The sequence below is a fragment of the Streptomyces sp. NPDC058650 genome, from assembly GCF_042717315.1.
Taxonomy (GTDB): domain Bacteria; phylum Actinomycetota; class Actinomycetes; order Streptomycetales; family Streptomycetaceae; genus Streptomyces.
The window spans coordinates 369650-396170 of sequence record NZ_JBHXRL010000001.1; the positions used below are offsets into that span (position 1 = coordinate 369650).

Genomic DNA, 26521 nt, shown 5'->3' on the forward strand with positions numbered 1-26521 from the left:
CCCCTCCCGAGGGGCGTACGGGAGGACTTACCGGCGGTCACGGAACGGAACCCTCCCCACCGCCGTTACCGAACGCCATCCGGGCGACTACGATGCGCTCGATTCACCGAGATTCCCCGAGATCCACAGCGATTCACCCTGCTCCGCGCCCGCCGCCGTCGCGCAACCGGCCCGGCGGGCGGGCCACTTCGCTCTGCCACCGCACCACCACCGCACCACCACCGCCCGCCTCACCCCCCGCGCCCCGAGGACTCCGCCATGCGCACCACCCACAGCAGAGGGCTCCAGCCCAATGTCCTCGGCACGTTCGACACGATCGTGATGGCCGTGGCGGGCAGCGCACCCGCCTACTCGCTCGCCGCGACCACCGCCGTCCTCTTCGGCGCGGTCGGCTTCGCCGGACCCGCCGCCCTGCTCTACTGCGCGATACCGATGCTCGGCATCGTCCTCGCCTACGCCCGCCTCGGCCGGATCGACGTCAACGCCGGCGCCGGCTACTCCTGGGTGGGCCGCACCCTCCACCCCTTCCTCGGCTTCCTCGCCGGCTGGGCGCTCGTCTTCGCCGCCACCGTCTTCATGGTGGCGGGCTCGCTGCCCGCCGGCTCCCTCACGCTCTCCCTGATCGACCCGGACCTCGCGAACGACGCCCCGCTCGCCGCGGCCGTCGGAGCCGGCTGGTTCCTGATGATGCTGCTCGTCGTCCTGGGCGGCGCCCGGCTGACCGTGCGGGCCCAACTCGTCATGTCGGGCGTCGAGATGCTGATCCTCATCGGCTTCGTCGTCGCCGCCGTCCTGCACCGGGGACGGGCCGCGGCCTTCGACTGGTCCTGGTTCGGCCTCGGCCAGTTCGACGGCCCCCAGGGCTTCGCCGCCGGCGCCCTCATCGCCGCCTTCTACTACTGGGGCTGGGACGTCACCAGCAACCTCAGCGAGGAGACCCGGAACAGCCGTCGTACGGCAGGACTCGCCGCGCTCGTCGGCGTCGGCTTCGTCTTCGTCCTCTTCGAGGCCTTCACCGTCGCCGTGAACGTCCTGCTGACCGCCGAGGAGATCCGCACCGCGGGGCCCAACGTCCTCGCCGTCCTCGGCCAGGAGATCTGGCCGGGCGTCGGCGGCAAACTCCTCGTCGTGGCCGTCGTCCTGTCGACCGTCGCCACCCTGGAGACGACCCTCCTCCAGGTCACCCGCTCGCTCTTCGCGATGGGCCGCGACCGGACCCTGCCCGCCGCGCTCGGCACCGTGCACCACCGCTGGAACACCCCCTGGGTCGCCATCGCCGCCGTCGGCGGAGCCGCGCTCGTCATGTTCGGCGCCGCCGCGGCCGCCCAGTCCGTCCAGCGGATCCTCAGCGACGCCGTCGCCGCGATCGGCCTCCAGATCGCCTTCTACTACGGCCTCGCGGGCATCGCCGCCGTCGTCGCGTACAAGTCGCTCCTCCTGCGCTCCGTACGGAACTTCGTCCTCGGCGGCCTGTGGCCGCTGCTCGGCTCCGGCTTCATGCTCTGGTGCTTCGTCGAGTCCCTCGGCGAACTCTCCACGACCGCCCTCACCATCGGCCTCGGCGGACTCCTCGTCGGCGTCGTCCCGCTCCTCGTGTACTGGCGCAAGGGCAGCGACTACTACCGCCCCGCCCGCCTGGACGCCGTCCGCGCGCTCGCCGCCACCGAGGACTCCGGCCCGGCCACCCCGCACGCCCGCACGGGCGCCCACGACAAGAGCTACGCCACCGACTTCTGAGTCTCCGTCTCCGAGTCCGTACGAGACGCGGCGACACCCACCCATCTGCCGGAAGCCGAACCGAAGGAGGCCCCATGGCCGTACGCCGCCGCTCCGCGCGCTCGGCGCGAGCGGAGCGCTTCGCGCCCGACTTCGACCCGGACTTCGGCGACCGCGCACTCACCGAGGCGCGGCACGACATCGTCATCGGCCGCTGGCAGGGGGTCCGCGACCTGCTCGCCGCCACCGGTGACGACTGGGCTCGCCGCACCCACCGGGTGCGGCTCCTCTCGCACGCCGCCGCCGGCAGCTCCACCGTGGAGACGTGGCGGGCGGCCGAGCCCCGCAACCCCGACGCCGCCGTGCTGCGGGCGGCGACCGAGGTCGTCCGGGTCTTCGACGCGGCCATCGCGGCCGGCCGGGGCGCCACCGTCGACCGGGGCCGGATCGACGCCGCCGTCGACGCCTGCCGGGGCGCGGCGGAGGCGGCCCCGGCCGACCCCATGCCCTGGGTGTCACTGCTCTCGGTCGCCCGCCTGTACGAAGGCGGGGTGGCGCGCCGCGAACTGCGGCACTGGTTCGACGAGTTGCGGCGCCGCGACCCGTACAACACCGAGGGTCACATCCAGGTGCTGCGCTACTGGTCCGCGCGGTGGCACGGCACGCACGGCAGCATGTACGACTTCGCGCGCGACGCGGCGGGGGTGGCGCCGCCCGGCTCCCCGCTGCCGGTGCTCGTGCAGGTCGCCCGGGTCGAGGAGTACCGCTACATCGCGGACGGGGCGCTCGGCCGGGGCCCGGTGCGGGGCTTCGACCAGCACTGGAAGCACGAGCTCGCGGTGACGGAGCTGCGGCGCACGTACGCGCGCTGGATCGAGGGCAGGGACCCGGGGCGCCCGGTGGCGCCGGAGGAGGTGGGGGACCTCAACTTCCTGACGCACGCGGCGTGTTACGCGGGCCAGGTGGAGATCGCCCGGAAGCTGCTCGGGATGCTCGGGGTGCGGGCGGCATGGGTGCCGTGGGCGTACACGGGGGACCCGGAGGAACAGTTCACGAGATTCAGGGAGGGCCTGGGGGTGGAGTAGAACACCCCCAGGCCCGCCCAGGGGCATCAGACGCCGATGTCGCGGCCGTCCTTACGCCAGACGGAGACGACCGACGGGCGGACGATCTTGCCGGGTCCGTCGGGCCAGTCCGACTTCGGGTTCTCGACGGAGGCGCCGTCGAGCTCGCCCGGGTGCTGCACGGCGACGACGACGCGGCGGTCCTGGATGATCGGGCCGCAGGTCTCGGCACCCTTGGGAACGGTCAGGAACTGCTTGAGCTCACCGCGCCGCTCGCCGCGGGTGGCGACACCGAACAGGCCGTCGTGGGAGCCGAGCTGGTTGCCGTCCGTGGAGATCCACAGGTTGCCGTGCGGGTCGAAGGCCACGTTGTCCGGGCAGGAGATCGGGGAGACCTTCTCCTTCGGGAAGCCGGCGAAGTAGGTCGCCGGGTCGTTCGGGTCGCCCGCGACGAGGAAGAGACGCCAGGCGAAGCCGTCGGCGGCCGGGTCGTCCCAGTGCTCGGCGAGCTCCAGGATCTGCCCGTGCTTGTTGAGGTTGCGCGGGTTGGCCTCGTCGGCGCCCGGGTTGGTGCCCTTGCCCCGGTTGGTGTTGTTGGTGAGCGCGACGTAGACGCGGCCGCTGCGCGGGGACGGCTCGACGTCCTCGGGGCGGTCCATCTTCGTCGCCCCGACCTTGTCACCGGCGAGGCGGGTGAAGACGTACACCTCTTCGGCGGTCATGCCGGGGACGTGCGAGACGTCGCCGGTGGCGAGCGGGATCCACTGGCCGGAGCCGTCGAACTCGCCGTCGTTGGGCAGCTTGCCCGTGCCGTCGATCTCGGCGGCCGGGGAGTCGCCGGTCAGCTTGGCGACGTACAGCGTGCCCTCGTCGAGGAGCGTGAGGTTGTGCTCGCGGGCGCTCCGCGAGTTGCCCTTCTTCATCCGCTTCGACGAGACGAACTTGTAGAAGTAGTCGAAACGCTCGTCGTCGCCCATGTAGACGACCGGGCGGCCGTCCTCGGTGAGACGGGGCTGCGCGGCCTCGTGCTTGAAGCGGCCGAGCGCGGTGCGCTTGCGGGGCGTGGACTCCGGGTCGTACGGGTCGAGCTCGACGACCCAGCCCTGGCGGTGCACCTCGTTGGGCTCCTGGCGGAGGTCGAAGCGCGTGTCGAACCGCTCCCACTTGCGCTCGGAGGCGCCGGTCCCGACCCCGTACCGCTTGTCGGTGGCGGAGCTTCCGTAGGCGAAGTACTGGTTGAAGTTCTCCTCGCCGTGGAGGGTGGTGCCCCACGGGGTGGTGCCGCCGGCGCAGTTGTTGAGCGTGCCGAGGACGGTACGGCCTTCGGGGTCGGCGCTCGTCCGCAGCAGGGCGCCGCCGGCGGCGGGGCCGGTCAGCTCGAACTCGCTGGTGGTGTGCAGCCGCCGGTTGAGGTGGTGGCGGGTCACGGGCGTCAGCTTGCCGGAGCGGTGCTCCTCCTGGACGACGACGACCGACAGGCCGTGCGCGGCCCAGGCGATCTCGACCTGCTCGCGGGTCGGGTTCTCGGAGTCGTATCCGCGGAACATCAGGACTTCGTCGGTGTACTCGTGGTTGGCGACGAGGACCTGGCGGTGGTGCTCCCCGCGGAGCGGCAGCAGGGAGAGGAAGTCGTTGTTGTAACCGAACTGGCCGGCCTGGGCCTTCGCCGTCTGCTTCTCGGAGTCGAAGGCGGGCGCGCCGCGGAGGATCGGCTCGCCCCAGCGAATGACCACGTTCTGGGCGTAGCCGGCGGGCACGGTGACCTGGTCGGCGGTGTTGGGCGCGACGGCGGCGAAGCGGAGGCCGCGGGCGCCGTCGACCTTGCCCGAGGTGCCGCTGCCCGGCTTCTGCGGACGGGCGACGGCCTCCGGGGCGCCACCGAGGACGACGGCGCCGCCGGCGGCGGAGGCGACGGTCACGACGGCGGCGGCGCGCAGGGCGGAACGGCGGGAGAGGACACCCGCTATGACGTCGCCGACGTACTCGTTGTCGCTGGTGTTCGGCACCTCGTGGAAGCAGGCGTCACCACACCGGAACCGGCAGGTGAGAGCGGAACGGCCGCCTCCGTGGGGGTTCGTGCTCAGGAGCGGCAGCAGTTTGCGCACTTCGTCCTCCTCCGGCGCACACTGCGCCGACATGGTGTCGGGGATCCTTCGGCGGCGACGCTATGTGCGCACATCTGCACAGGGGCGGCGCCGGAGTGAACGCCGAATGAATGCACGGCATCCGGAGGCGACCGGGTCACGGAGGAGGGAGGGGGTGGCCGCTAACCTTACGTGTCCGCCCTGGCCAGGGATGAACGTCCCGAAACGCCCAGTACGGACATTCACACTGCACCCACTCATGCGAAAGGGTTCGCCCATGGGTATTCGGAGCATGCTGCGCAAGGTATTCGGCCGGGACCACGAGGACACCCCGGCGACCTCCGTCCCGCCCCAGACGCGTGAGGCCTCGTCGGCATCTACGGCCACGTCCAGGGACACGGACACGGACACGTCGGCGTCGACGGACACGTCCACGGACACGACCACGGACACCGAGGAAGCCGCGGCCCGCCGCGCGGCGGACGACCTGGTGGCCGCGTCGTTCGACAACCCGCAGGTGCCGAAGGCACGGAGCGGGGAGACGGCGAGCACGTCGGAGACGGCGGCCGAGTCGACGGCTGAGACGTCGGAGACGGCGAGCACGTCGGCCGCGGCGGCCGAGTCGACGGCGGAGACGTCGGAGGCGTCGGAGGCGTCGGAGGCGACCGCGGTCGAGGCGACGGCCGAGGCGCCGGAGGCGGAGGCGTCCACCGCGACGGCCGAGGCCGAGGAGCAGACGGAGCCGGAGGCAGTGACCGCCGAGGCGCCTGCCTCCACGGTCGAGACGGCCGAGACCGAGACCGCCGAGGCGCCCGCCGCCACGGCCGAGACGGCCGAGACCGAGACCGCCGAGACGGCCGAGACCGCCGAACCGGCCGCGCCCGAGGCCGAGGTGGAGCCGGAGGCAGTGAACGCCGAGGCACCCGCCACCGAGACCGCCGAGCCGGAAGCGGCGCCGGCCACGGCGGAGCCGGAAGCGGCCACTGTCGCGGAGGACGCTGCCGCGTCCGAAACCGCCCCGCAGGAGCCGGAGGCGGCCGTCGCCGTCGACGCTCCGGAGGAGCAGGAGAGCGCGGCGGAGCCCGCGACCGCCGAGGCGATCGACACCCTCGCGGAGCCGGAGCCGGTGGCTGCCGTCGAGGCTGCTGCTGAGACCGAGCCGGAGCCGGTGGAGACGGGCGCCGACGACACAGCCCCGGCCGCCGCTGCGGCCAACGCTCCGAAGGAGCAGGAAGGCGCGGCGGAGCCCGCGACCGCCGAGGCGACGCCGCAGGCGGACGCGTCCGCCACGCCGGCGGAGCCGGAGCCGGTCGTCGCGGCCGAGGCCGAGCCCGACGCGGTCGTCGCGGCCGACGACGCGAGCCCGGCCGAGGCCGAGGCCGAGGCCGAGGTCGCCGCCGAGGTCGAGGTCGAGGCCGTCGCCGCCGAGGCGCACGTCGGCGAAGCCGACACGGACACCGGCACGGACACCGGCACGGAGGCCACCACCCCCGCCACCGACACCGACGCCGCCCTCCCCCTCACCAAGGTGAAGGCCGTCGCCCCGCACCTCGCCGACGCCTACAAGGCCGCCGGCGCCGTGCTCAAGAAGCAGGGGCTCACCGGGGCGCGGGCCGCCGTGTACCTCGTGGTGGACCGGTCCGGTTCGATGCGCGGGTACTTCAAGGACGGCTCCGTACAGCGCCTCGCCGAGCAGACCGTCGCCCTCGCCGCGCACCTGGACGAGGACGCCACCGTCACGACCGTGTTCTTCTCCACGGACATCGACGGCACCGTCGAGCTCACCCCCGCCGACCTCACGCCCACCCGCGTCGAGGAGATCAACGGCACGCTCGGCCGCCTGGGCCGCACCAACTACCACCGCGCGGTGGAGGAGGTCCTCGCCCACCACGAGAAGGCCGACCCGGCGCGACCCGCCCTGGTCGTCTTCCAGACCGACGGCGCGCCCGAGTCGAAGACGGCGGCCACGGCGGCGCTGGCCGAGGCGGCGGACCGCCCGCTGCACTGGCGGTTCGTGGCCTGGGGCGAGGAGGACAACAAGGCCTTCGACTACCTCCGGAAGCTCGACGGCACGCCCCGTACCGCCGCGTACTTCCCCGGCGCGACCCCGGTCGAGACGGCGCACTCGGCGTTCTACGCCGGTCTGCTCGCCGACCTGGAGTTCTAGGAAAAGGAACGGGAGGGGGTGGCGGTGACCGGCAGGGTCACCGCCACCACCAGCCCGCCACCCTCCTCCGCACCCCGCGCCACGGCCGTCACGGCACCTCCGTGCGCGACGGCGATCGACCGCACGATGGAGAGCCCGAGCCCCGCGCCCGGCCCCATGCGGTCCCGCCCCTCGCCCCTCCTGAAGGGTTCGAAGAGCCCGGCGACCTGGTCCGGCGGGACGACGGGCCCGGTGTTGACCACGGTCAGGACCCCGCCCTCGACCCGTACGTCGACGACTCCCCCCGGCACGTTGTAGGCGACCGCGTTCGCGACGAGGTTCCGGACGAGCTGCGAGAGCAGCACCCGGCTCCCCCGTACGACACCCCCGTCGAGGACCACGTCCGCGTCCTCGTACTCCTCCGCGACGACCTCCCCCAGCGACACGTCCTCCCGCTCCGCGAGCCCGCGCTCGCTCCGGGCGAGGAGGAGCAGCCCGTCGATGAGCCGTTCGCTGCGGCGGTTGCTGTCGAGCAGCACCTGCCGCACCTCGCAGTCGTCGTCGAGCCCCACCTGGATCGCGGCGCGCTGCGTGGCGAGCGGGGTCCGCAGCTCGTGGGAGGCGTTGGCGATGAACCGGCGCTGGCTGTCGAAGGCCGTCTCCAGACGTCCGAGGAGCGCGTCGATCGTGTCGCCGAGCTCCTTCAGCTCGTCGTCGGGCCCGCTCGCCGCGATCCTCTCGTGCAGGTTCCGCTCGGAGAGCCGCCGCGCCCGGGCGGTCATCTCGTGCACGGGCCGCAGGACCCGCCCGGCGGTCCACCACCCGACGACGACGGCGCCGCAGGCCATGACGAGCAGGGCGAGGACGGACCACATGAGCATCTGGTCGCCGGCGGCCTCGCTGATGTCGTCGCCGAGCCGGTACGCCTCGACGACGGCGACCTCGTCCGCCCGCGCGACGATCGCCTCCGTCTCCCCGTCCGTACCGGCTCTGACCAGCAGGTTCACCACGAGGAGCAGCACGGCGCCGAGGACCAGGAAGACGCCCCCGTAGACGAGCGCGATCCGGGTCCGGATGGTGGACCCGGCACCGAGAAGGGGCTCGCTCACACCACGTACCCGACGCCCTGAACGGTCCGGATGAGCGCCGGCTCCCCGACCTTCGCCCGCAGCTTGCTCATGCAGACCCGTACGGCCCCGGTGAAGGGGTCGGCGTGGGCGTCCCAGGCGCGTTCGAGGAGCTCCTCGGCGGAGACGGTGGCCCCGTCCGCCTCCAGGAGGATCTGGAGGACGGAGAACTCCTTCGGGGAGAGGTCGAGGTCCCGCCCATCGCGGGTGGCGGTCCGCCGGGCGGTGTCGACGCGCAGCCCGTCGCGTTCCAGGAGCGGCGGGATCGGCGGGCGCGCGGAGCGCCGTCGCAGGGCGCGTACGCGGGAGACGAGCTCGGGGAACTCGAAGGGCTTGCCCAGGTAGTCGTCGGCGCCGAGGTCGAGGCCTTCGACGCGGTCCTCGACGGCCGTGGCGGCGGTCAGCATGAGGATCCGGGTGGGGGAACCGGCGGCGACGAGCCGCCGGGCCACCTCGTCGCCGTGGACGCGGGGCAGATCGCGGTCGAGGACGAGGACGTCGTACGGACTGACGCCGTACGGACTGACCTCGTACGGACTGACGCCGTACGGACTGACCTCGTACGGACTGACGCCGCACGAACTGCCGTCGTACGGACTGACGCCGCACGAACTGCCGTCGTACGGACTGACGCCGTACGAGTCCAGGCCGAGCCGCTCCAGGGCGCCGTCGCCGTCGTGGACGGTGTCGACGGCGAAGCCGGCCCGCCGCAGGCCCACGGCGACGAGCCGGGCGAGGTCCCGCTCGTCCTCGGCTACGAGTACACGCATGCCCCCATCCTCCCCACCCCCGCCGCGTCGGCGGCGGCCGGGGTTTAACGATGTGAGTGGATCTTCGTACGACCGTTAGGATTTCGACCATGGCGGCCACTGGATCCGAGAAGCAGGGGGCGAAGGCGTTCTACGTCACGACCCCCATTTACTACGTCAACGACGCTCCTCACCTGGGCCACGCCTACACGACCGTCGCAGGCGACGTGCTCACGCGCTGGCACCGTCAGCGCGGCGAGAAGGTGTGGTACCTCACCGGCACGGACGAGCACGGTCAGAAGATCATGCGCACGGCCGAGGCGAACGACGTCACGCCCCAGGCCTGGTGCGACAAGCTCGTCGAGGAGGCGTGGAAGCCCCTCTGGGAGCACCTGAACATCGCGAACGACGACTTCATCCGCACCACGCAGAAGCGTCACACGGACCGCGTCCAGGAGTTCGTACAGGACCTGTACGACAAGGACGAGATCTACAAGGGCGGGTACGAAGGTCCCTACTGCGTGGGCTGTGAGGAGTACAAGCTCCCCGGCGACCTCATCGAGGCCGAGGACGGCACGAAGCTGTGCGCCGTCCACAAGAAGCCGGTGGAGATCCTCAAGGAGGAGAACTACTTCTTCAAGCTGAGCGAGTACGGCCCGAAGCTCCTGGAGTTCTACGAGGCGAACCCGGGCTTCATCCAGCCGGAGTCGGCCCGCAACGAGGTCGTGAACTTCGTCAAGCAGGGCCTGGAGGACCTCTCCATCTCGCGCTCGACGTTCGACTGGGGCGTCCCGGTGCCGTGGGACGAGAAGCACGTCATCTACGTGTGGATCGACGCGCTCCTGAACTACGCGACGGCCGTCGGCTACAACGAGAACCCGGCGAAGTTCGACGAGACGTTCCCGGCGAACGTGCACCTCATCGGCAAGGACATCCTCCGCTTCCACGCGGTGATCTGGCCGGCGATGCTGATGGCGCAGGGCCTGCCGGTCCCGGGCCGCGTGGCCGCGAACGGCTGGCTGATGGTGGGCGGCGAGAAGATGTCGAAGTCGAACCTGACGGGCATCAAGCCGCAGGACCTGACCTCGCACTTCGGCGTGGACGCGTACCGCTGGTACTTCCTGCGGGCGATCGCGTTCGGCCAGGACGGTTCGTTCTCGTGGGAGGACTTCTCCGCCCGCTACACGAGCGAGCTGGCGAACGACTACGGCAACCTGGCGTCGCGCGTGGCGGCGATGGTCGGCAAGTACTTCGGCGGGAAGCTGCCGGCCTCGGCGGCCGACGGCGCGGCGGAGACGGCGATCCACGAGGGCCTGGCCAAGGCCGTCGCGACGGCGGACCAGAAGATCGGCGAGGACCTGGACTTCCAGGGCGGCATCCTGGCGATCTTCGACTTCGTGAAGCAGGTCAACGGCTACATCACGGAGCAGGAGCCGTGGAAGGTGGCCAAGGACGAGTCGCCGGAGGGCCAGGCCCGCCTGGCGACGATCCTCTACACGGCGGCCGAGTCGCTCCGCGCGGTCGCGGTCCTGCTCAACTCGATCATGCCGGAGACCTCGCAGGCCCTGTGGGAGTCGCTGGGCGCGGAGGAGTCCCTGGGTGCCCTGGCGGCCCAGCCGGTCCAGGACGCCGCCACGTGGGGGCAGCTCCCGGCGGGCGCGACGGTGACGAAGGGCGCGGTGCTGTTCCCGCGCCTGGAGGAGCCGAAGAAGGACTGACGCCCCGGCGTACGCGTACGAAGAAGGCCGCCGTCCCCTGTTCACAGGGGGCGGCGGCCTTCTTGCTCCCACCACCCGTCACCAGGTCAGGGCCAGGGCGGCGACGGCGGGGGCCATGTAGACCAGCGGGAAGGGCACGTGGGCGTACGAGCGGGCGCGGAGGATGGTGATCACGGCGCCGGCGAAGTACAGGATCAGCCCGATCGCGGCCAGGGTCCCGATCACCGGCACGAAGAACCCGACGACGAGCCCGGCGGCCCCGGCGGCCTTGGCGGCCCCGAGCCAGTTCCACCACGCCTGCGGCACGCCGTACGCGGCGAGGGGCTCGACGACGAACGCGGCCTTGAAGAAGATCGCCCCGGCGGAGAACCCTGCCATGAAGGCGGCGACGGCGGTGACGACGACTGCGGTGGTGGACATCTCGGTGAACATCGCGACGGCTCCTTCAGCGTTTCCCGTGTCCGCCTCGACCGAGCCGGACACAGCACTGACGGAGCCCGGAGCGGATGTGTGACAGCCCGCGCGAAAAACTTCAGTGGACCCAGTTCTTCAGGGGCTCGGTGTCGAGCTCCATCCCCACGGGCTCCGGCAGGGTGACGCTCTTCCCGAAGGGCACGGTAACGACCACCTCGTACCGCTCGCCGTCAGGCTGGGAGTGGACCTTGACCTCGCCGGCGGTCCTGTCGATCAGGAGGTAGACGGGAATCCCGGTCTCGGCGTAGGCGCGCGGCTTCTCGACCCGATCCCGCCGCCCGGCGTCCGAGTCGCCGGAGGTGACCTCGACCGTCATCAGCACCCCGTCGGGGTCGGCCCACTCCCCCTGCCCCACGAAGGCGTCGAGCGGCACGAGGCAACCATCAGGACGGGCGTTGCCCTTGCGGTACTTCTCGACACGGAGCCCTTGGCCGGGATAGAGCCACCGGCCGGCGTCGACCTGAAGGCACAGGCGCGTGAGCCACTCGATGATCCGCCCGTGGTTCCCGTCGGGCAGCGCCTTCTCCTCGATCTTCCCGTTGAGGAATTCGAGGCGCAGGGATTCGTCCACCCGTTCGCCAAGACGGGCGAGCTCCTCGAACCCCTCCTGAGTCAGAACGCTCAGACTCCTCCTGGTTACGGAGGTGAGCGGCGGGGTCAGCCGGTCGTCGCGTACGAGACGAAGCCCGCCCAGGCGCCGGGCATGAAGGCGAGCTGTGGACCGTCGACGCACTTGGAGTCCCGGACGTGGACCGTGCCGGGGGCGGCGGCGACCTCGATGCAGGACTCACCGTCGGTGCCACCGCTGTAGCTGCTCTTTCGCCAGGCGACCTCGACGCAAGTGTCCCCGTCGGGCCCACTGCTGTAGCTGCTCTTGAACCACGCCAGTTCGGAGGTGTCCCCAGCGCAGGAGTTGTGGATCATGTTTCTCCCAACAGTTGCTCAATGAGGGTCAGGGATTCTCCTGGCGGGAGGGCCTGAGCCCGGATGGTGCCATACCGCAGCTCAAGGATGCGCAACTGCTTCAGGTCCGACACCGGACGACCGTTGAACGCGCCGTCGGAACGCCCCACAGCCGTTCCGTCCTCGAACTTGAGCAACTCGATCCTGCCGCTCATACCGGGGTGAGCCTCGCTCGTCGTCGGCATGACCTGGAGCGTGACGGTGTTCAAACGTCCCACCTCCAGAAGGCGTTCAAGCTGCCGTCTCCGAACCATTGTGCCTCCAACGTTGCGGCACAGCGTCGCTTCCTCCAGCACGAAGCCGAGGGCGGGAGCGGGTGACCTGTCGAAGACCGATTGCCGGGACACACGGGCAGCCACCCGGCGCTCCAAGTCCTCGGGCGAGTAAGCCGGCAGCCACGACTCCAGGAGAGCCCGCGTGTGCTCTGGCGTCTGGAGCAGTCCAGCGATGTTGCTGCACTCGTACACCCCGATCTCGACCGCCCGCTCCTCCATCTTCGCCAAGGCCCGCACCTTTTTCGGGTAGCGGACCTTCGCGACGTCCTCTTTCATGGCCGAGAGCAACCCGCCCGCCCCCAGTACCTCGTCCGCCTTGTCCAGGAACTCGGGTCGCGGGATCCGCTTGCCGCTCTCGATCTTGTAGATGAGGTCCTCGCCGTAGCCGGTGGCCGCCCCGAGCTCGGCGGCCCTCATGCCCACCGCCTCCCTCCGCAGCCTCAACTGCCGCCCCACGGTGGCGACAACGGCCACACCCCAGTCATCGTCGGGATCGACCTCCCACCCCGGCTCGTCCGCCTCGGTCTTGAGCCGCTGAGCCCCACCGTCCACCGACATACCCGCACCCTTCCCTCGCCCCTCGTGGCGCGATGCCCCTACCCGTGAGGAAGGTCCGGACAGCCCGGACAGCAGTGGACAAGCTCCGGACAGTGACTCTACGCATCGGCGCCGTCACTGTTCACGGTAGCCCGGGGCGGCCACGCTCGGTGACGTGAATCAGCAGAAGATCGCCCAAGTCCATGGCCCCACAAGTCACTTCAGCGTCCTCCTGTCCCCCACGCCACGCGGGGCCCGGCTCGCCCGGCTGCTCGCCGCCGAGTGGATGCGGGATCACGAGGTGCCGTACGGCGTGACGGAGGCGGCCACCCAAGTCGTCGCCGAGCTGGCGACGAACGCCGCCACGCACGGCCGGGTCGCCGGCCGGAGTTTCCGGCTCGCGCTGCTCGGTCTCGACGGAGTGCTCCGTATCGAGGTGACGGACACCCGGGCCGAGAACCTCCCTCGCGTCCAACTGACCGGCCCCGAGGGCGACTCCGGCCGAGGACTGCTCCTGGTGGAGGCACTGACCGACCGATGGGGCGTCGGGCTCGGCCCCGTACCCAGGAAGACGGTATGGGCCGAACTCGACCTCCCGCACCCCTGACCTGCGGAAACGACTCCGGCACCGGATTCCGGGAACGTGGACTTCGGCGAGGCGGACGGTCTTCCCAAGGACAACCACGAGAGAGAAAGAAACCCACCAAGCCCCACCCCTCCCCCCGCTGAGGCAGCACTCACTCACTCGGGTGAAAAACACCAACACAGCTGGCTTTGGGGTGGGTTGGTTGATCTACGCTCTGCCCAGCTGGCATATGACCGCCAGGCCGACATGCGTCGGCCCCCGCCGGGACGGCAATCCCAAGGCGAGGGCCTGACCATCAAGGAAGTAGAGCTTCCCGATGGATACCCAGCACACTAACGTGCGCCCGTCCGCCCAGTCCCGTAACGACGGGAAAAACCACCCCTCCCGGCGAACCGGGACGACGGCCACCCCCTGCGGCGGCGGCGTCACCCACGACAACGCCCGCCACACCACCCGCTTCACGGTGGTCGGCAACCACCTCGCCCAGCACGCGCAGCTGTCGCTGCTGGCCATCGGGCTGGCCGTGCACATCCAGTCGCTGCCCAGTGGCGCATCCGTCGGGATCAGGAGCCTCGCGGCCCGCTTCCCGGAGGGGACGACGCGGATCGCCGCCGCCTTGCGCGAGCTGGAGACCCACGGCTATCTGCGCCGTACGCGCGAGCGCACGCAGGACGGGCGCATGGTCACCCGTACGGTCTCCTGCAACCAGCCGGGCCGGACCGGCGCCACGCAGGAACCGAAGCCGCCGCGCCCGACCCGCAGGGAGGACAAGCCGCCGCCACGCCGCGCGCTGCCCGCCGTACCGCAGCCGGCGTACCCCGCCCCCGACCTCCTGCAGACCGCCCTGGGAGTCCTCTCAGGCCTCCGCCGCACCGACCCCCGACTCCTGATCTCGGCCACGGACGCCGAACACCTGGTCCCGGGCGTCGCCGCCTGGCTGGAACGCGACCTCACCCCGGAGGCCGTCCACCGCGCCCTGACCACCGGCCTGCCACCGGAACCGCTCCACCGCCCGGCCGCCCTCCTGGCCCACCGCCTGAGCGCCCAACTGCCACCCCTGCCCCCGTTCCGCAGTCCCGAGAACCCGGCCACCCGGCACCCCCTCCAGAACTGCGACACCTGCGACCGCGCCTACCGCGCCCCCGAACCGGGCACCTGCGGCGCGTGCCGATCCGATCAAGCGGGATCCGCCTAGCATGGACGTGACGATCCTTGCCCTGGGCGCAGACGACGAGGAGCGAGCGCCATGACCATCGCCCCGGACGACGCAGGGCAGGCCGCCGCTCTCCGGTACCGGGCCATGCGGGACTTCGTCCAGTCCATGGACGACACCGTGCCCGGCAAATTCGAGGTCACCAAGGAAGGGATCGTTCGCGACATGAGGGCGCCCGTCGGCCCGCACGAACTGACCACGGTGCACCTCCGCAGACGCCTTGAGAAGGTGATGCCGGAGGAGATCGTGGCCCACACGGGCGAACCCGACGTCGAGGGTGTGTCCGAAGGCATCATGCGTCGGCCCGATGTGATGGTGAGCGGCCTCGCGGACATGGACGTCCCTGGCTCCTTCGCCCCCCCGCACGCTCTTCGCCGCGATCGAGGTCGTCTCTCGCTCCAACCCTGACGACGACTGGGTGACCAAGGTGCGCGACTATCCCCTGATCGGCGTCCCTTCCTACGCGGTCTTCGACCCCCGCACCGGCACCGGGGCCGTCCTCACCGACATCCACCCCACGCCCGACGGCCCTCGCTACGCCACCCGCAAGGACTTCGTGTACGGCGAGGACGTCACCATCGCCGAATGGACGATCTCGACCGATGGCCTACCGCGCTACAAGGATGCCCCTGAAGGCTGATCGGATAAGGAGTCTGTGGCTGTGGACCTCTCCTTCTACAAGTCGTGGCTCTCCGAAGAACTCAGGGCCGAAGGCGGCACCGACGGCTGTGCCCGGCGCCGCCGCCATCTGCTGGTCCTTGAGCAGCGCGGCCTCGACGTTCCCGACGACGTCCGCGAGCGCGTCACCGCCCGACTTGACGGGCTCGGGTCTTTGTTCGTTGCTCGTGTGAATGGGCGCGTGGCAGCATGCGTGAGTGACTGAGCACGGGGACGGGATACCGGGGCCTCGACGGGTTTCGAGACTGGCGGATTTGGCGGGCGGACCGGTCCCGGTGACCGCGCCGGAACCGGAGTTGGCTCTCGTGACCCCGGCCGCGCGGGCCGTGCCGGAGCCCGGGGCCGAGTCTGAGGTCAGCGACGAGGTGGCCGTGGCACGGCGGGAGTTTGCTCGCTTGCTCGGCGAATTCCGGCGTACTGCCGTGCTGGTGCCATTCGATGACTCCGACAGCATGTGGACCGCGGACTTCAACGGGGTCCGGTGGATCTGTGCGTTCTCGGACGAGGGGGCGCTGGCACGGTTCGCCGTCGCGCGGGGCGAAGCGGGGCGCGAGTGGGCGTACCGGACGGTGCTGGGCGCGCGGCTGCTTGACGTGATGGTGCCGATGCTGCCCGGGCCCGGCGGGATCGCGCTGGACGCGGGCAGTACGGAAGGAGCGCTGTTTCCGCCGGTGGCGGGGATCGTCCCGGACGAGGTGGCGGTGGATCTCGGCGAACGGGGAACGGGGGCACGATGAGCGGAACCGATCCTGATCTCGCGGCGCCGGCGGCGGCGCTGGCGGCGATAGCGAAAGGCATCGACCTGGCCCATGCCGAGCTGAAGGAGCTCGGCATGATCGGCGAGGCGTCGACGGGACGGGGGTTCTCCGATCTCGCCTTGTCCGGACTGGAGTTGGGGCACGGCGGGCTGACGTCGGAGTTCGGGTCGTTCTGCGAACGGTGGGAGTGGGGCATCCGTGCGCTGACCCTGCGCGGAAACGGGTTCGCGCAGGCGGTCGGCCTGTCGGCGGGCTCGTTCGCGGAGCAGGAGCAGTACATCAAGGACTCGATCAAGATCGGCGTGAACTCCCTCAACGGAAATCCGCACCTTTCCGAGGACGACGTCAAGGAGATGCGCTGGGACACGATCCGTGACCAGCACACATGGGACAACGCGGACTGGAGTCCGGAGTCGGTCATCAAGACCAAGCACGAAGTCGATCAACTCTGGCAGAACACCGGCTACGACGTCATGGACTCGGGGCTGGACTCGATGGAGCGTTCCGGAGTGATCGAGCCGGGGGCGCGCGACCTCATGGACGAGCGGCTCAGGGAGGACCTCGACCCTGATCGGGCGACTGTCGAACAGGCCGAGCAGCCACGGTGGGGGGAGAGCCGCTGATGGTGGACTTCGGGGGGCTGCTCGACAAGGGGATCGACAAGATCGGCGAAGGCGTCGACAAGGGCAAGGAGATCGTCGGCGAGGCCGTCGACCACGCGACCGACAAGGTCGGCCAGGGCCTGGACAAGGTAGGCGCGCACGACTGGGCGGACGCGGTCGAGGACTGGGGCGACGGGGCCGCCTCCTCGCTCGGCGCGGAGGTCGGGGAGCAGCAGCTCGGGCAGACCGAGGAGGCGAACGAGCTCGTCCACGGCAAGCCGGAGAAGATCGCCGAGGCGGTCGAGAACCTGCGGGACTTCCAGAAGGCGTTCGATCTGGTCGGCGGCGGGATGAAGAGGCTGGACGCCGGTCAGTGGAAGGGCGAGGCGGCCGACGCGTTCCGGGAGAAGTTCCGGACCGTACCGACGGACTGGCTGCGCGCGGCGGACGCGATGGAGAACGCGGCCAAGGCGCTGGAGACGTACTCCCATGCGGTCGTGAGCGCGCAGGGCAAGGCGCGTGAGGCGATAGCGCTGTACAAGGAGGGCGACCAGGACTCCAGGTCGGCCGTCGACACGTACAACAAGAAGGTCGACGCCTACAACGCGGCACGTACCGGGGACAGTCCGCTCCCGGACCCGGGGACGTTCTCCGACCCCGGCAAGGCCAAGCGGCAGCGCGCCCGCCAGATCCTGAACGAGGCGCGGCAGGCCCGTAACGAGGCCGGGGAGACCGCGAAGGCAGCGGTCAGCGCCGCGCTGGCACACGCGCCGAAGGTGCCGACGGGCCGCGAGAGAGCCATGCTCGAACTGGCGGACTACAGCCTGGGGCAGAGCATCGAGCTGGCCCATGTCGGCGGTGGCGTCGTCAAGGGCGCGGCGGGACTGGCCAACTTCGTCCGGTCGGTGAACCCGACGGACCCGTACAACCTGACCCACCCGATGGACTACTACAAGGGCGTCAACATGACGCTCGTCGGCCTGGTGTCCACGGCGGCGAACCCGGACAGGGCGCTGAAGAACGCCTGGGACGCGGCGAAGGGCGACCCGTCGGAGTTCATCGGCCGGCTGCTCCCGGAGCTGCTCGGCACGAAGGGCGCGGGGCTCGCGCGCAGTGGTGTGCGCATCGGGCTGAACGGCACGAAGCACGTACCCGACGGGAAGGCGCCGGACGGTGGCAGCCGCGGGGACCAGGAGAAGAACCCGCCCAGCACCTGCAAGACGGGCAAGGAGACGCGGTGCGAGCGGGATCCCATCGACATCGCCACGGGCCGAATGCTGCTGCCGCAGACCGACATCGCCCTTCCCGGCTCACTGCCTCTCGTCTTCCGGCGCGGCTTCGACTCCTCGCGCCGCTCGGGACGCTGGTTCGGCCCGACGTGGTCGAGCACGGTGGACCAGCGGCTGGAGATCGACTCGGAAGGCGTGGTCTTCAGCTGTGACGAGGGCAGCCTCCTCGCGTATCCCCATCCCGCGCCCGGGGTCCCGGTCATGCCGAACCACGGTCGACAGTGGCCCCTGGACCGCGTCGAGGACGGCTACACGATCACCGACCCCGACACCCGCAAGGTCTGGCACTTCACCGACCACGGCGACGGGCTCGCGCTCCTGGCCCAGATCGACGACCGCAACGGCCGCTGGATCACCTTCGAACACGACGCGTCGGGCGCCCCGACGGCGATCGTCCACCACGGCGGCTACCACCTGAAGCTGACGACGAGCGAAGGACGGGTGACCGCCCTCGCCCTCGCGGGTGCGGCACCGGACGGCTCCGACCAGGAGATCCTGCGCTACGGCTACACGAACGGCCACCTGACCGAGGTCACCAACTCCTCCGGCCGCCCTCTGCGTTTCGGCTGCGACGAACAAGGCCGCATCACCTCATGGACCGACACCAACGGCAGCCGCTTCGACTACGTCTACGACGACCAGGACCGCTGCACCTATCAGTCGGGCACGAACGGCCACCTCGAAACCACCTTCACGTGGGACGACGTCGACCCAGCGACCGGGCTCCGCGTCACCACCCTCACCGACGGCCTGGGGAACACCGAGCGTCATGTGATCAATGACCGTGCGCAGGTCGTCGCCGAGATCGACGCACTGGGCGCGGTCACGCGCTTCGCGTACGACCGCCACCACCGGCTGCTGTCGCGGACGGACCCGCTGGGCAACGTCACGCGCTCCACCTACGACGACCAGGGCCATCTGACCGTCGTGGAACGCCCGGACGGACGGCAGGCGCGCGCCGAGTACGACGAGGCCGGTTTCCCGATCCGGATCGTCGGCACCGACGGCAACGTCACCCACCAGACCTTCGACGAACGCGGCAACCGCACGTCGGTGACGGGCCCGACGGGCGTCCGGACGCGGTTCGCGTACGACGAGGCCGGCCGACTCACGTCGGTGACGGACCCGCTCGGCGCAGTCACCCGGCTGGTCATGGACGACCGTGGCCTTCCCGTCGAGGTCACGGATCCGCTGGGGGCCACGACGCGGTACGCGTACGACGCCTTCGGTCGTACGGTCCGGATCACCGACCCTCTCGGCGCGGTGACCCGGATGGAGTGGACGGTCGAGGGCCGCCCGTCCCGGCGGACCGCGCCCGACGGCACGGTGGAGTCCTGGACGTACGACGGCGAGGGCAACTGCCTCAGCCATACGGACGCGATGGGCGCCACGACCCGCTACACGTACACCGACTTCGACCTGCTGACGTCCCGCACGGGCCCGGACGGAGTCCGCTACGAGTTCTCCCACGACACGAACCTGCGGCTGACGCAGGTGACGGCTCCGCAGGGTCTGACCTGGGACTACGCCTACGACCCGGCGGGCCGACTGGTCACGGAGACGGACTTCGACGACCGGACGCTGAGCTACGACTACGACGCGGCGGCCCGTCTGACGTCCCGTACGAACGGACTCGGCCAGACGATCCGATTCGACCGCGACAGCCTCGGCCGAATCGCCCGCAAGGACGCCGAAGGGGCGGTCACCGCCTACGAGTTCGACGTCTTCGACCAACTGGCGACGGCGACGGGCCCGGACGCGACGCTGGAGCGACTCCGTGACCGCTACGGCCGTCTCGTCTCCGAGACCGTGAACGGCCGCACGCTCTCGTTCACGCACGATGAGGCGGGCCGCCGGGTGGGGCGGACGACGCCGGGCGGCTCGGTGAGCAGCTGGTCGTACGACGCGGCCGGCCGCCGAACGGAACTGACGAGCTCGGGCCGGAGACTGGCTTTCACCCACGACGCCCTCGGCCGCGAAACCACCCGCCACATAGCGGATTTCGCCGTCCTCACGTCGTCGTTCGACGCGATGGGTCGCCTAGCAGCTCAAGAGGTCACCGCCGGCGCCGGCCATCGCCTCCAACACCGCTCGTACACCTACCGCGCGGACGGCGGACTCGTCGGTATGACCGACGCACTTTCCGGGCCGCGCCGCTTCGACCTGGACGGGGCGGGCCGGGTGACGGCCGTCCACGCGAACGACTGGACGGAGCGGTACGCCTACGACGAGACCGGCAATCAGACGGAAGCGTCCTGGCCGACCACCCACCCGTCCCACTCCGCGACGGGCACACGCGCCTACCAGGGCACCCGCATCTCCCATGCGGGATCCATCCGCTACGAACACGACGCCCAGGGCCGGACGGTCCTGCGCCAGAAGACCCGCCTCTCCCGCAAACCGGACACCTGGCGCTACGAGTGGGACGCGGAAGACCGCCTCACGGCGGTGACGACCCCGGACGGCACGGTCTGGCGATACGCGTACGACCCCCTGGGCCGCCGAATATCCAAGCAATCCCCAAGGGAAACCGTCCACTTCACCTGGGACGGGTCCACTCTGTGCGAGCAGACGACTGAGGACATCACCCTCACCTGGGACCACGCGGGCCTACGCCCCCTGACCCAGACGGAACGCCGCACGGACGCAGACTCCACGGACGAGCGCTTCTTCGCCATCGTCACCGACCTGATCGGCACCCCGACAGAACTCGTCGACGAATCAGGCGACTTGGCGTGGCGCACACGCGCCACCCTCTGGGGCACGACGACCTGGACCCGCGACGCTGCGGCGTACACCCCCCTCCGCTTCCCGGGCCAGTACTTCGACCCCGAATCGGGCCTCCACTACAACCACTTCCGCTACTACGACCCGGAATCGGCCCGCTACCTTTCCCAGGACCCTCTGGGCCTGGCTCCGGCGGATAACCCAGCGACGTATGTCCACAATCCCCACACGTGGAGCGACCCGCTCGGGCTGGGGCCGTGCCCGGACGAAGAGCACCTCTTCCGCGGCACGACCTCAGGATTCGGCGCGAGCGACGGTACGGCGGCATCAGGGTTCACCCCCACGTCGACCGACCCCGGTGTCGCAACGGCATTCGCTCGACACTCGGAGCAGTACGGCGACGCCGTGGTGCACCTCATACCGCGAAGTGCCTTGGACGGAATTCCCACGGAACGCGGATTCATTCCACCAGAGGCAGAGGTCGCCGTAGGGCTCCCTGCAGGCGAACTCGCCAGACGCGCCGGAGCGACGATCCCCTCAAGTGTCGCGAGAGACATACTCGCAGGAATGGACATCCACGTCCCAAAGATCAACAATTACGGTGACGTCACTGACGCGCTCAGGTTCGACATACCAAAGCTGACCACCGAGCAGGTGGCCAGATTCATCCAGGAGGCATACAGACATGCCGGACAAAACTAGGCTACAGATCTACTCGACCGAGCACGAAAACACCGATGGCGGCGTCTGCATCGTCCGCTGCATCGGTGGCATCGCGCGAGTCGGCCAGAAGTTTCTCGTAGAGGGGGAAGGACCAGAATGTTCCGGCCACTGGTTCACCCTGGATCAAATTGATCGATACAATCGACAGGTGGACTTCTTCGACCCCCCACACAACGCCAGAGTGCACCTTTCTGGCCGCCCGGTCGCCGGCCTGGACGAAGGGTCCGTACTGGTTTCGATCAGCGAGGAAACGCCGTAGCGCCCTGAGATGCTCCCGTTGCATGAAAACGGGGTATTCAATCGAGTATCGACGTTCCACTGAGAGTGAACCTCTCCCACCTTTCGGTGAAACCGTAAACACAGGTCCCGCACGGGTGAGGTGATGGACGAACAAACACCAGCGATTCATATCGCCCCATGGATGCATATCGTCACCACAGGCGGCAGCGCACCCATCGACGAAATCCTTCCCACGTCGGGCAGTGTTTACGTGGCGCGCCTGAACGGCGAAGGCATGCCTGACGAGATGTCCACGTTCCAGCAGTTCTGGGAACTGTTGAAATTCCCCGACTACTTCGGCTGGAACTGGAATGCATTCCATGATTGCCTACGTGACCTCCAATGGCTTTCGTCGGATCACCACGTCCTGATCATCGACTCCGCCGAGATTGCCCTTTCCGAGGATGACGACGCTCGCGACGAGTTCTTCCGTTCCCTCTGGCGTGCCGGCCAGCGGTGGTCCTACGTCAAGCGGCCCGAGGGCGTAACGCTCAGCAAGCTCTCGATTGTCCTGTCGTGCGACAAGGGGGCCGTGTCCGCCCTCGCGAGTCGCCTTCGCGGGCTCCAGGAGCGGCTCGGCTGATCTCCGTCGCGTATGCCGAAGGGGCCCGGAACCGTATCCACGGTTCCGGGCCCCTCCAGTGGCAGAACGTCAGTGACTACCGCGCCGCGTCCGGGTGGACCGCGTCCGTGACCGGGCGGTCTTCGGAGGGCTTCTCGGCCGGCTTCTCGACCGGCTTGCGGAGCTGGATGTTCAGCTCGCGCAGGCGGGACTCGTCCAGCTCGGTCGGGGCGCCCATCAGGAGGTCCTGGGCGTTGCCGTTGAGCGGGAAGGCGATCGTCTCGCGGATGTTGGGCTCGTCGGCGAGGAGCATGACGATGCGGTCGACGCCGGGGGCGATGCCACCGTGCGGCGGGGCGCCGTACTCGAAGGCGCGGAGCATGCCCGCGAACTCGTGCTCGACCGTCTCGCGCGAGTAGCCCGCGATCTCGAAGGCCTTGAACATGATCTCGGGCTCGTGGTTCCGGATCGCGCCGGAGGACAGCTCGATACCGTTGCAGACGATGTCGTACTGCCAGCCGAGGACGTCCAGCGGGTCCTGGGTCTCCAGGGCCTCGATGCCGCCCTGCGGCATGGAGAACGGGTTGTGCGAGAAGTCGATCTTGCCGGTCTCCTCGTCCCGCTCGTACATCGGGAAGTCGACGATCCACGCGAAGCGGAAGACGTTCTCCTCGAACTGGCCGGCGCGCTTGGCGGCCTCGACCCGGACCGGGCCCATGATCTTGGAGACCTCGTCGAACTCGCCCGCGCCGAAGAAGATCGCGTGGCCCGGCTCCAGGCCGAGGCGCTCGGTGAGGACCTTGACGTTCTCCTCGGTGAGGAACTTGGCGATCGGGCCGGTCAGGGCGTTGCCCTCGCCGACGCGGACCCAGGCCAGGCCCTTCGCGCCGAGGGAGACCGCGAAGTCACCGAGCGCGTCGAAGAACTTGCGCGGCTGGTCGCCCGTGTTCGGGACGGCGAGCGCGCGGACGTGCTTGCCGGCGAAGGCCTTGAACTCCGACGCCTCGAAGACGTCGGAGATGTCGACGAGTTCGAGGGCGGTGCGCAGGTCGGGCTTGTCGTTGCCGTACTTGAGCATCGACTCGCGGAAGGGGATGCGGGGGAAGGGGGAGGTGACGTGACGGCCCCCGCCGAACTCCTCGAAGATCTCCGTCATGAGCTTCTCGATCGGCTGGAAGACGTCCTCCTGCTCGACGAAGCTCATCTCGACGTCGAGCTGGTAGAACTCGCCCGGCGAGCGGTCCGCGCGGGCGTCCTCGTCGCGGAAGCAGGGCGCGATCTGGAAGTAGCGGTCGAAGCCGGAGATCATCAGCAGCTGCTTGAACTGCTGGGGCGCCTGCGGCAGCGCGTAGAACTTGCCCGGGTTCAGGCGGGACGGGACGACGAAGTCGCGGGCGCCCTCGGGGGAGGTCGCGGCGAGGATCGGGGTCGCCATCTCGTTGAAGCCGAGGGCCACCATCTTGGAGCGGATGGAGGCGATGACGGCCGAGCGCAGCATGATGTTGCGGTGCATGCGCTCGCGGCGCAGGTCGAGGAAGCGGTACTCCAGGCGCCGCTCCTCGTTCACGCCGTCGTCGGCGTTGACGGTGAACGGGATCTGCTTCGCCGCACCCAGGACCTCGACCGTCGCGGCCTCGATCTCGATCTCGCCGGTGGCGAGCTCCGGGTTGACGTTCTCCGCGCCACGCGAGACGACCTTGCCGTCGACGCGGACGACGGTCTCCTTCGTCAGCTTGTCGAGGACCTCGGCCGCGGCGGTGCCGGGGCGGGCGACGAGCTGCGTGATGCCGTAGTGGTCGCGCAGATCGATGAAGAGGATGCCGCCCAGGTCGCGCCGATTGTGCAGCCAGCCGCTCAGCCGGACGTCGGCACCGACGTCAGAGGCGCGGAGCTCGCCGCAGGTGTGGGACCTGTACCGATGCATCGTCGTTCATCCAGTCTTCGGGATCGTGGGATGGGTCGCCGTCACCGCACTCCGTCACTCACGGGACGCAAGTCACAGGACACGCAGACAGACGCACCCAGAGTACCGGCCGCCCCATGATCCCTTTTCGAATACTCTCAGTGGCGACCTGCTGTCCGATATTCATAAAGTGGGGCAATGCGCACCGAGGACGTCCTGGCCGCGATCGCGACCGGCCTGTGGCGCTGGGACAACGCGTCCGGGATCGTCTCGCTCGACGCCGAGGCGGCCCGGCTGCTCGGGCTGCCCGCCGAATCGGTGCGGCTCACCGAGGCGGCCGTACGCTCGCGATTTCACCCGGTCGACTGGAACGAGATCGACGGCGTCGTCAATCTGGCCGTCGCCGAGGGCACCCTCGCCGAGGCCCGGCTGCGGATCATGGACGAGCACGGCCGGGTGATCCGTACCGTACGGAGCAGGTCCAAGCCCCTCATCGAGGGCAACGACTACCAGCTCGTCGGCACCCTCCAGGAGGTCGCCGAACAGCAGCCCGGCGCCGCCGCGCACACCCCGATCACCGGCGACTGGCGCCGCTCCCGCGAGGCCTTCCTCCTCGACGCGGGACGGGCCCTCGCCGAAGCCCGGTCGACGGCCGAGGTGCTGCGGGTGGCGGCCTCGCTGTCGATGCCCGGATTCTCGCCGGACGGGCTCGCCGTCTTCGGCGTGGCCGGCGACCGGCTGACCGTCATCGGCCATCACGGGCACAGCCAGGGCGACGAGGGCCCGTTCTCGTCGATGTCCCTCGACACCGACTACCCGGCGGCGGAGGTCGTACGGACCGGGCGGGCGATCTACCTGCCGACACCCGACGAGTACCTGCGCCGCTACCCCATGACCTGGCCGCTCGCCCAGCGCTTCGGCCGCCGCTCCTGGGCGTTCGTTCCGCTCGTCGTCGCCGGGCGCACGATGGGCGCCTGGATGGCCGCCTTCAAGCACCCGGTCGCCTTCACCCCCGACGAGCGCTCGGTGCTCACGACGGTCGCGCGGATGCTCGCGCAGGCCCTCGCGCGCGCCGGTGTGGCCGAGTCGGAGCGCGAGCTGTCGCTCGGGCTCCAGCGGACGATGATGCCGGTCCTCGGCCCCGGCATCCCCGGCATCCAGGTCGCCGCCCGGTACGTGCCGACCGGCGGCGGGCTCCAGGTCGGCGGCGACTGGTACGACATGATCCGGCTGCCCGGCGGCACCGGCCGCGCCGGCGGGCAGCGCGCCGGGCGCATCGCGCTCGTCATCGGCGACGTCCAGGGCCACGACGTGCGGGCGGCGGGCCTGATGGGGCAGCTGCGGATCGCCCTCCGCGCGTACGCCTCCGAGGGCCACCGGCCGGACGCGGTGCTCTCGCGCGCCTCGCGCTTCCTGTACGGGATCACGGACGGCGACGACGGGGAGAACGTCGGCCCGCGCTTCGCGACCTGCCTCTATCTGGAGGTCGACCTGGAGACGGGCACGGTCGACATCGCGCGGGCCGGGCATCCGGACCCGGCGGTACGGATGAACGACGGAACGGTTCTCCTCAGGCCCACGGCCGGCGGTCTGCCGCTGGGCATCGACCCGGACACCGACTACCCCACGACCCGGCTCACCCTGGAGCCCGGCGAGACCCTGATGATCTGCACCGACGGCCTCCTGGAGACCGGCGGGCACGACCTGGACAGCGGCTGGGAGCGGGTCAAGGAGCTCCTGGAGTCCCACGACGGCGAGGACCTGGAGCAGCTCGCCGACACCCTCGTCGAGGCCGTCCACGGCCCCGGCTCGCACCACACGACGGGGCCGCTCGCCGACCGCCGCGAGGACGACATCGCGGTCCTGCTGCTCTCCCGCCGCCCCGGGGGCGCGCTGCCGGAGGCCCCGCGCCGCACCCTGATGACGATCGCCCAGGCGGAGCCGGAGCGGATCGCCGAGGCGCGGGAGCAGCTGCGCCAGCTGCTGCACGACTGGACGGACGAGGACCAGCTCGACTCGGCGGTCCTGATGGTCTCCGAGATGGTCACCAACGTCCTCGTCCACACGGACGGCGACGCGCTCCTGGTCGCCGAGGTCGCCTGCGGCGAGGAGTCGCGGCGGCTGCGCGTCGAGGTCTCCGACCAGAGCGACGAGCTGCCGCACAAGCGGCACCCGGGCGAGATGGCGTCGAGCGGCCGGGGCCTGCTCCTGATGGAGATGCTGGCGGACGCGTGGGGCTTCGACCCGCGGGGCGAGGGCAAGTCGATCTGGTTCGAGCTGAACGAGCCATCGTCGAGGAAGGGCTGCCGGGACTAGGGGGCGTGGCTCGCCGAGCCCGCTTCCGCCCG

At 70.2% G+C, this 26521-nt stretch carries 21 protein-coding genes and 1 pseudogene; 13 read left to right on the forward strand and 9 right to left on the reverse strand.

The annotated features are described in order from the left end of the window. Positions 1 to 258: 258 nt before the first annotated feature. Positions 259 to 1737: an APC family permease gene (locus tag ACFWWU_RS01870; RefSeq protein ID WP_384137791.1), complete on the forward strand. Its 1479-nt coding sequence runs from the start codon at positions 259 to 261 to the stop codon at positions 1735 to 1737. Positions 1738 to 1811: 74 nt separating this feature from the next. After that, positions 1812 to 2801 carry a hypothetical protein gene (locus ACFWWU_RS01875; protein WP_384137793.1) on the forward strand — a complete coding sequence of 330 codons (990 nt, stop codon included), beginning with the start codon at positions 1812 to 1814 and terminating at the stop codon, positions 2799 to 2801. A gap of 26 nt (positions 2802 to 2827) precedes the next feature. Here the strand turns inward: ACFWWU_RS01875 and ACFWWU_RS01880 are convergent, their stop codons facing one another. After that, complete coding sequence (locus ACFWWU_RS01880) at positions 2828 to 4885, reverse strand: PhoX family protein (protein WP_384138408.1); 2058 nt, start codon at positions 4883 to 4885, stop codon at positions 2828 to 2830. Between the two features lie 271 nt (positions 4886 to 5156). Between ACFWWU_RS01880 and ACFWWU_RS01885 the strand changes: the two genes are divergently transcribed. After that, positions 5157 to 7031 (forward strand): VWA domain-containing protein, encoded by a 1875-nt coding sequence (locus ACFWWU_RS01885; RefSeq protein ID WP_384137794.1) that lies wholly within the window; start codon positions 5157 to 5159, stop codon positions 7029 to 7031. Here ACFWWU_RS01885 and ACFWWU_RS01890 read toward each other — a convergent pair. Then, positions 7028 to 8119, reverse strand: a complete 1092-nt coding sequence (locus ACFWWU_RS01890) for an ATP-binding protein (RefSeq protein WP_384137795.1) — start codon at positions 8117 to 8119, stop codon at positions 7028 to 7030. The two genes, ACFWWU_RS01885 and ACFWWU_RS01890, sit on opposite strands and share 4 nt — an antisense overlap. After that, on the reverse strand, positions 8116 to 8907 hold the full coding sequence (locus ACFWWU_RS01895; protein ID WP_384137797.1) for a response regulator transcription factor: 792 nt from the start codon (positions 8905 to 8907) through the stop codon (positions 8116 to 8118). Before ACFWWU_RS01895 ends, ACFWWU_RS01890 begins: the two co-directional genes overlap by 4 nt. Before the next feature lie 89 nt (positions 8908 to 8996). On the opposite strand from ACFWWU_RS01895, the gene metG reads away from it, so the two are divergent. Then, complete coding sequence (metG, locus tag ACFWWU_RS01900; protein WP_384137799.1) at positions 8997 to 10604, forward strand: methionine--tRNA ligase; 1608 nt, start codon at positions 8997 to 8999, stop codon at positions 10602 to 10604. 78 nt (positions 10605 to 10682) lie between these two features. Here metG and ACFWWU_RS01905 read toward each other — a convergent pair whose 3' ends face one another. From ACFWWU_RS01905 to ACFWWU_RS01920, 4 genes are all read right to left on the reverse strand, one after another. Continuing rightward, positions 10683 to 11036: a DoxX family protein gene (locus ACFWWU_RS01905; protein ID WP_384137801.1), complete on the reverse strand. Its 354-nt coding sequence runs from the start codon at positions 11034 to 11036 to the stop codon at positions 10683 to 10685. Positions 11037 to 11136: 100 nt separating this feature from the next. After that, positions 11137 to 11739: a Uma2 family endonuclease gene (locus ACFWWU_RS01910; protein WP_384138411.1), complete on the reverse strand. Its 603-nt coding sequence runs from the start codon at positions 11737 to 11739 to the stop codon at positions 11137 to 11139. Continuing rightward, complete coding sequence (locus tag ACFWWU_RS01915) at positions 11736 to 12002, reverse strand: DUF397 domain-containing protein (protein WP_384137803.1); 267 nt, start codon at positions 12000 to 12002, stop codon at positions 11736 to 11738. The genes ACFWWU_RS01910 and ACFWWU_RS01915 overlap by 4 nt, the downstream gene beginning before the upstream one ends. Then, positions 11999 to 12874, reverse strand: coding sequence for a helix-turn-helix domain-containing protein (locus tag ACFWWU_RS01920; protein WP_384137805.1), 876 nt, complete (start codon positions 12872 to 12874; stop codon positions 11999 to 12001). Before ACFWWU_RS01920 ends, ACFWWU_RS01915 begins: the two co-directional genes overlap by 4 nt. A gap of 154 nt (positions 12875 to 13028) precedes the next feature. On the opposite strand from ACFWWU_RS01920, the gene ACFWWU_RS01925 reads away from it, so the two are divergent. The 7 genes and pseudogenes from ACFWWU_RS01925 to ACFWWU_RS01955 all read left to right on the forward strand — a co-directional run bounded on the left by ACFWWU_RS01925 (position 13029) and on the right by ACFWWU_RS01955 (position 21408). Further along, positions 13029 to 13460, forward strand: coding sequence for an ATP-binding protein (locus ACFWWU_RS01925; RefSeq protein ID WP_384137807.1), 432 nt, complete (start codon positions 13029 to 13031; stop codon positions 13458 to 13460). 295 nt (positions 13461 to 13755) lie between these two features. Beyond that, the gene (locus ACFWWU_RS01930) at positions 13756 to 14634 is read left to right on the forward strand and encodes a helix-turn-helix domain-containing protein (protein ID WP_384137809.1); all 879 of its coding nucleotides are present in this window, start codon (positions 13756 to 13758) and stop codon (positions 14632 to 14634) included. 51 nt (positions 14635 to 14685) lie between these two features. Then, a pseudogene (locus ACFWWU_RS01935) lies at positions 14686 to 15292 on the forward strand (Uma2 family endonuclease). A gap of 21 nt (positions 15293 to 15313) precedes the next feature. Further along, positions 15314 to 15535: a hypothetical protein gene (locus ACFWWU_RS01940; RefSeq protein WP_384137811.1), complete on the forward strand. Its 222-nt coding sequence runs from the start codon at positions 15314 to 15316 to the stop codon at positions 15533 to 15535. After that, positions 15528 to 16067 carry an SseB family protein gene (locus tag ACFWWU_RS01945; RefSeq protein WP_384137813.1) on the forward strand — a complete coding sequence of 180 codons (540 nt, stop codon included), beginning with the start codon at positions 15528 to 15530 and terminating at the stop codon, positions 16065 to 16067. Before ACFWWU_RS01940 ends, ACFWWU_RS01945 begins: the two co-directional genes overlap by 8 nt. Continuing rightward, positions 16064 to 16711, forward strand: a complete 648-nt coding sequence (locus tag ACFWWU_RS01950) for a hypothetical protein (RefSeq protein ID WP_384137815.1) — start codon at positions 16064 to 16066, stop codon at positions 16709 to 16711. Before ACFWWU_RS01945 ends, ACFWWU_RS01950 begins: the two co-directional genes overlap by 4 nt. After that, the gene (locus ACFWWU_RS01955; protein WP_384137816.1) at positions 16711 to 21408 is read left to right on the forward strand and encodes a putative T7SS-secreted protein; all 4698 of its coding nucleotides are present in this window, start codon (positions 16711 to 16713) and stop codon (positions 21406 to 21408) included. The genes ACFWWU_RS01950 and ACFWWU_RS01955 overlap by 1 nt, the downstream gene beginning before the upstream one ends. A 1-nt stretch (position 21409) precedes the next feature. Here ACFWWU_RS01955 and ACFWWU_RS01960 read toward each other — a convergent pair whose 3' ends face one another. Beyond that, positions 21410 to 21748: a hypothetical protein gene (locus ACFWWU_RS01960; RefSeq protein WP_384137818.1), complete on the reverse strand. Its 339-nt coding sequence runs from the start codon at positions 21746 to 21748 to the stop codon at positions 21410 to 21412. A 102-nt stretch (positions 21749 to 21850) separates the two neighbouring features. Between ACFWWU_RS01960 and ACFWWU_RS01965 the strand changes: the two genes are divergently transcribed. After that, positions 21851 to 22291: a barstar family protein gene (locus ACFWWU_RS01965; RefSeq protein ID WP_384137820.1), complete on the forward strand. Its 441-nt coding sequence runs from the start codon at positions 21851 to 21853 to the stop codon at positions 22289 to 22291. Between the two features lie 76 nt (positions 22292 to 22367). Here ACFWWU_RS01965 and aspS read toward each other — a convergent pair whose 3' ends face one another. Further along, entirely contained in the window at positions 22368 to 24194 is a 1827-nt protein-coding gene (gene aspS / locus ACFWWU_RS01970; protein ID WP_384137822.1) for an aspartate--tRNA ligase, read from the reverse strand. Positions 24195 to 24371: 177 nt separating this feature from the next. Here aspS and ACFWWU_RS01975 point away from each other — a divergent pair, with 177 nt between their 5' ends. Continuing rightward, entirely contained in the window at positions 24372 to 26489 is a 2118-nt protein-coding gene (locus ACFWWU_RS01975) for a SpoIIE family protein phosphatase (protein WP_384137824.1), read from the forward strand. The last annotated feature ends 32 nt before the right edge of the window (positions 26490 to 26521 follow it).

Excerpts from the sequence above, each read along its gene's own strand:
- ACFWWU_RS01930 (WP_384137809.1), top strand. The coding sequence starts at position 13,756 with ATGGATACCCAGCACACTAACGTGCGCCCGTCCGCCCAGTCCCGTAAC.
- ACFWWU_RS01875 (WP_384137793.1), top strand. The coding sequence starts at position 1,812 with ATGGCCGTACGCCGCCGCTCCGCGCGCTCGGCGCGAGCGGAGCGCTTC.
- ACFWWU_RS01895 (WP_384137797.1), bottom strand. The coding sequence starts at position 8,907 with ATGCGTGTACTCGTAGCCGAGGACGAGCGGGACCTCGCCCGGCTCGTC.
- ACFWWU_RS01975 (WP_384137824.1), top strand. The coding sequence starts at position 24,372 with ATGCGCACCGAGGACGTCCTGGCCGCGATCGCGACCGGCCTGTGGCGC.
- ACFWWU_RS01955 (WP_384137816.1), top strand. The coding sequence starts at position 16,711 with ATGGTGGACTTCGGGGGGCTGCTCGACAAGGGGATCGACAAGATCGGC.
- ACFWWU_RS01915 (WP_384137803.1), bottom strand. The coding sequence starts at position 12,002 with ATGATCCACAACTCCTGCGCTGGGGACACCTCCGAACTGGCGTGGTTC.
- ACFWWU_RS01950 (WP_384137815.1), top strand. The coding sequence starts at position 16,064 with ATGAGCGGAACCGATCCTGATCTCGCGGCGCCGGCGGCGGCGCTGGCG.
- aspS (WP_384137822.1), bottom strand. The coding sequence starts at position 24,194 with ATGCATCGGTACAGGTCCCACACCTGCGGCGAGCTCCGCGCCTCTGAC.
- ACFWWU_RS01885 (WP_384137794.1), top strand. The coding sequence starts at position 5,157 with ATGCTGCGCAAGGTATTCGGCCGGGACCACGAGGACACCCCGGCGACC.
- metG (WP_384137799.1), top strand. The coding sequence starts at position 8,997 with ATGGCGGCCACTGGATCCGAGAAGCAGGGGGCGAAGGCGTTCTACGTC.
- ACFWWU_RS01870 (WP_384137791.1), top strand. The coding sequence starts at position 259 with ATGCGCACCACCCACAGCAGAGGGCTCCAGCCCAATGTCCTCGGCACG.
- ACFWWU_RS01965 (WP_384137820.1), top strand. The coding sequence starts at position 21,851 with ATGCATATCGTCACCACAGGCGGCAGCGCACCCATCGACGAAATCCTT.
- ACFWWU_RS01905 (WP_384137801.1), bottom strand. The coding sequence starts at position 11,036 with ATGTTCACCGAGATGTCCACCACCGCAGTCGTCGTCACCGCCGTCGCC.
- ACFWWU_RS01920 (WP_384137805.1), bottom strand. The coding sequence starts at position 12,874 with ATGTCGGTGGACGGTGGGGCTCAGCGGCTCAAGACCGAGGCGGACGAG.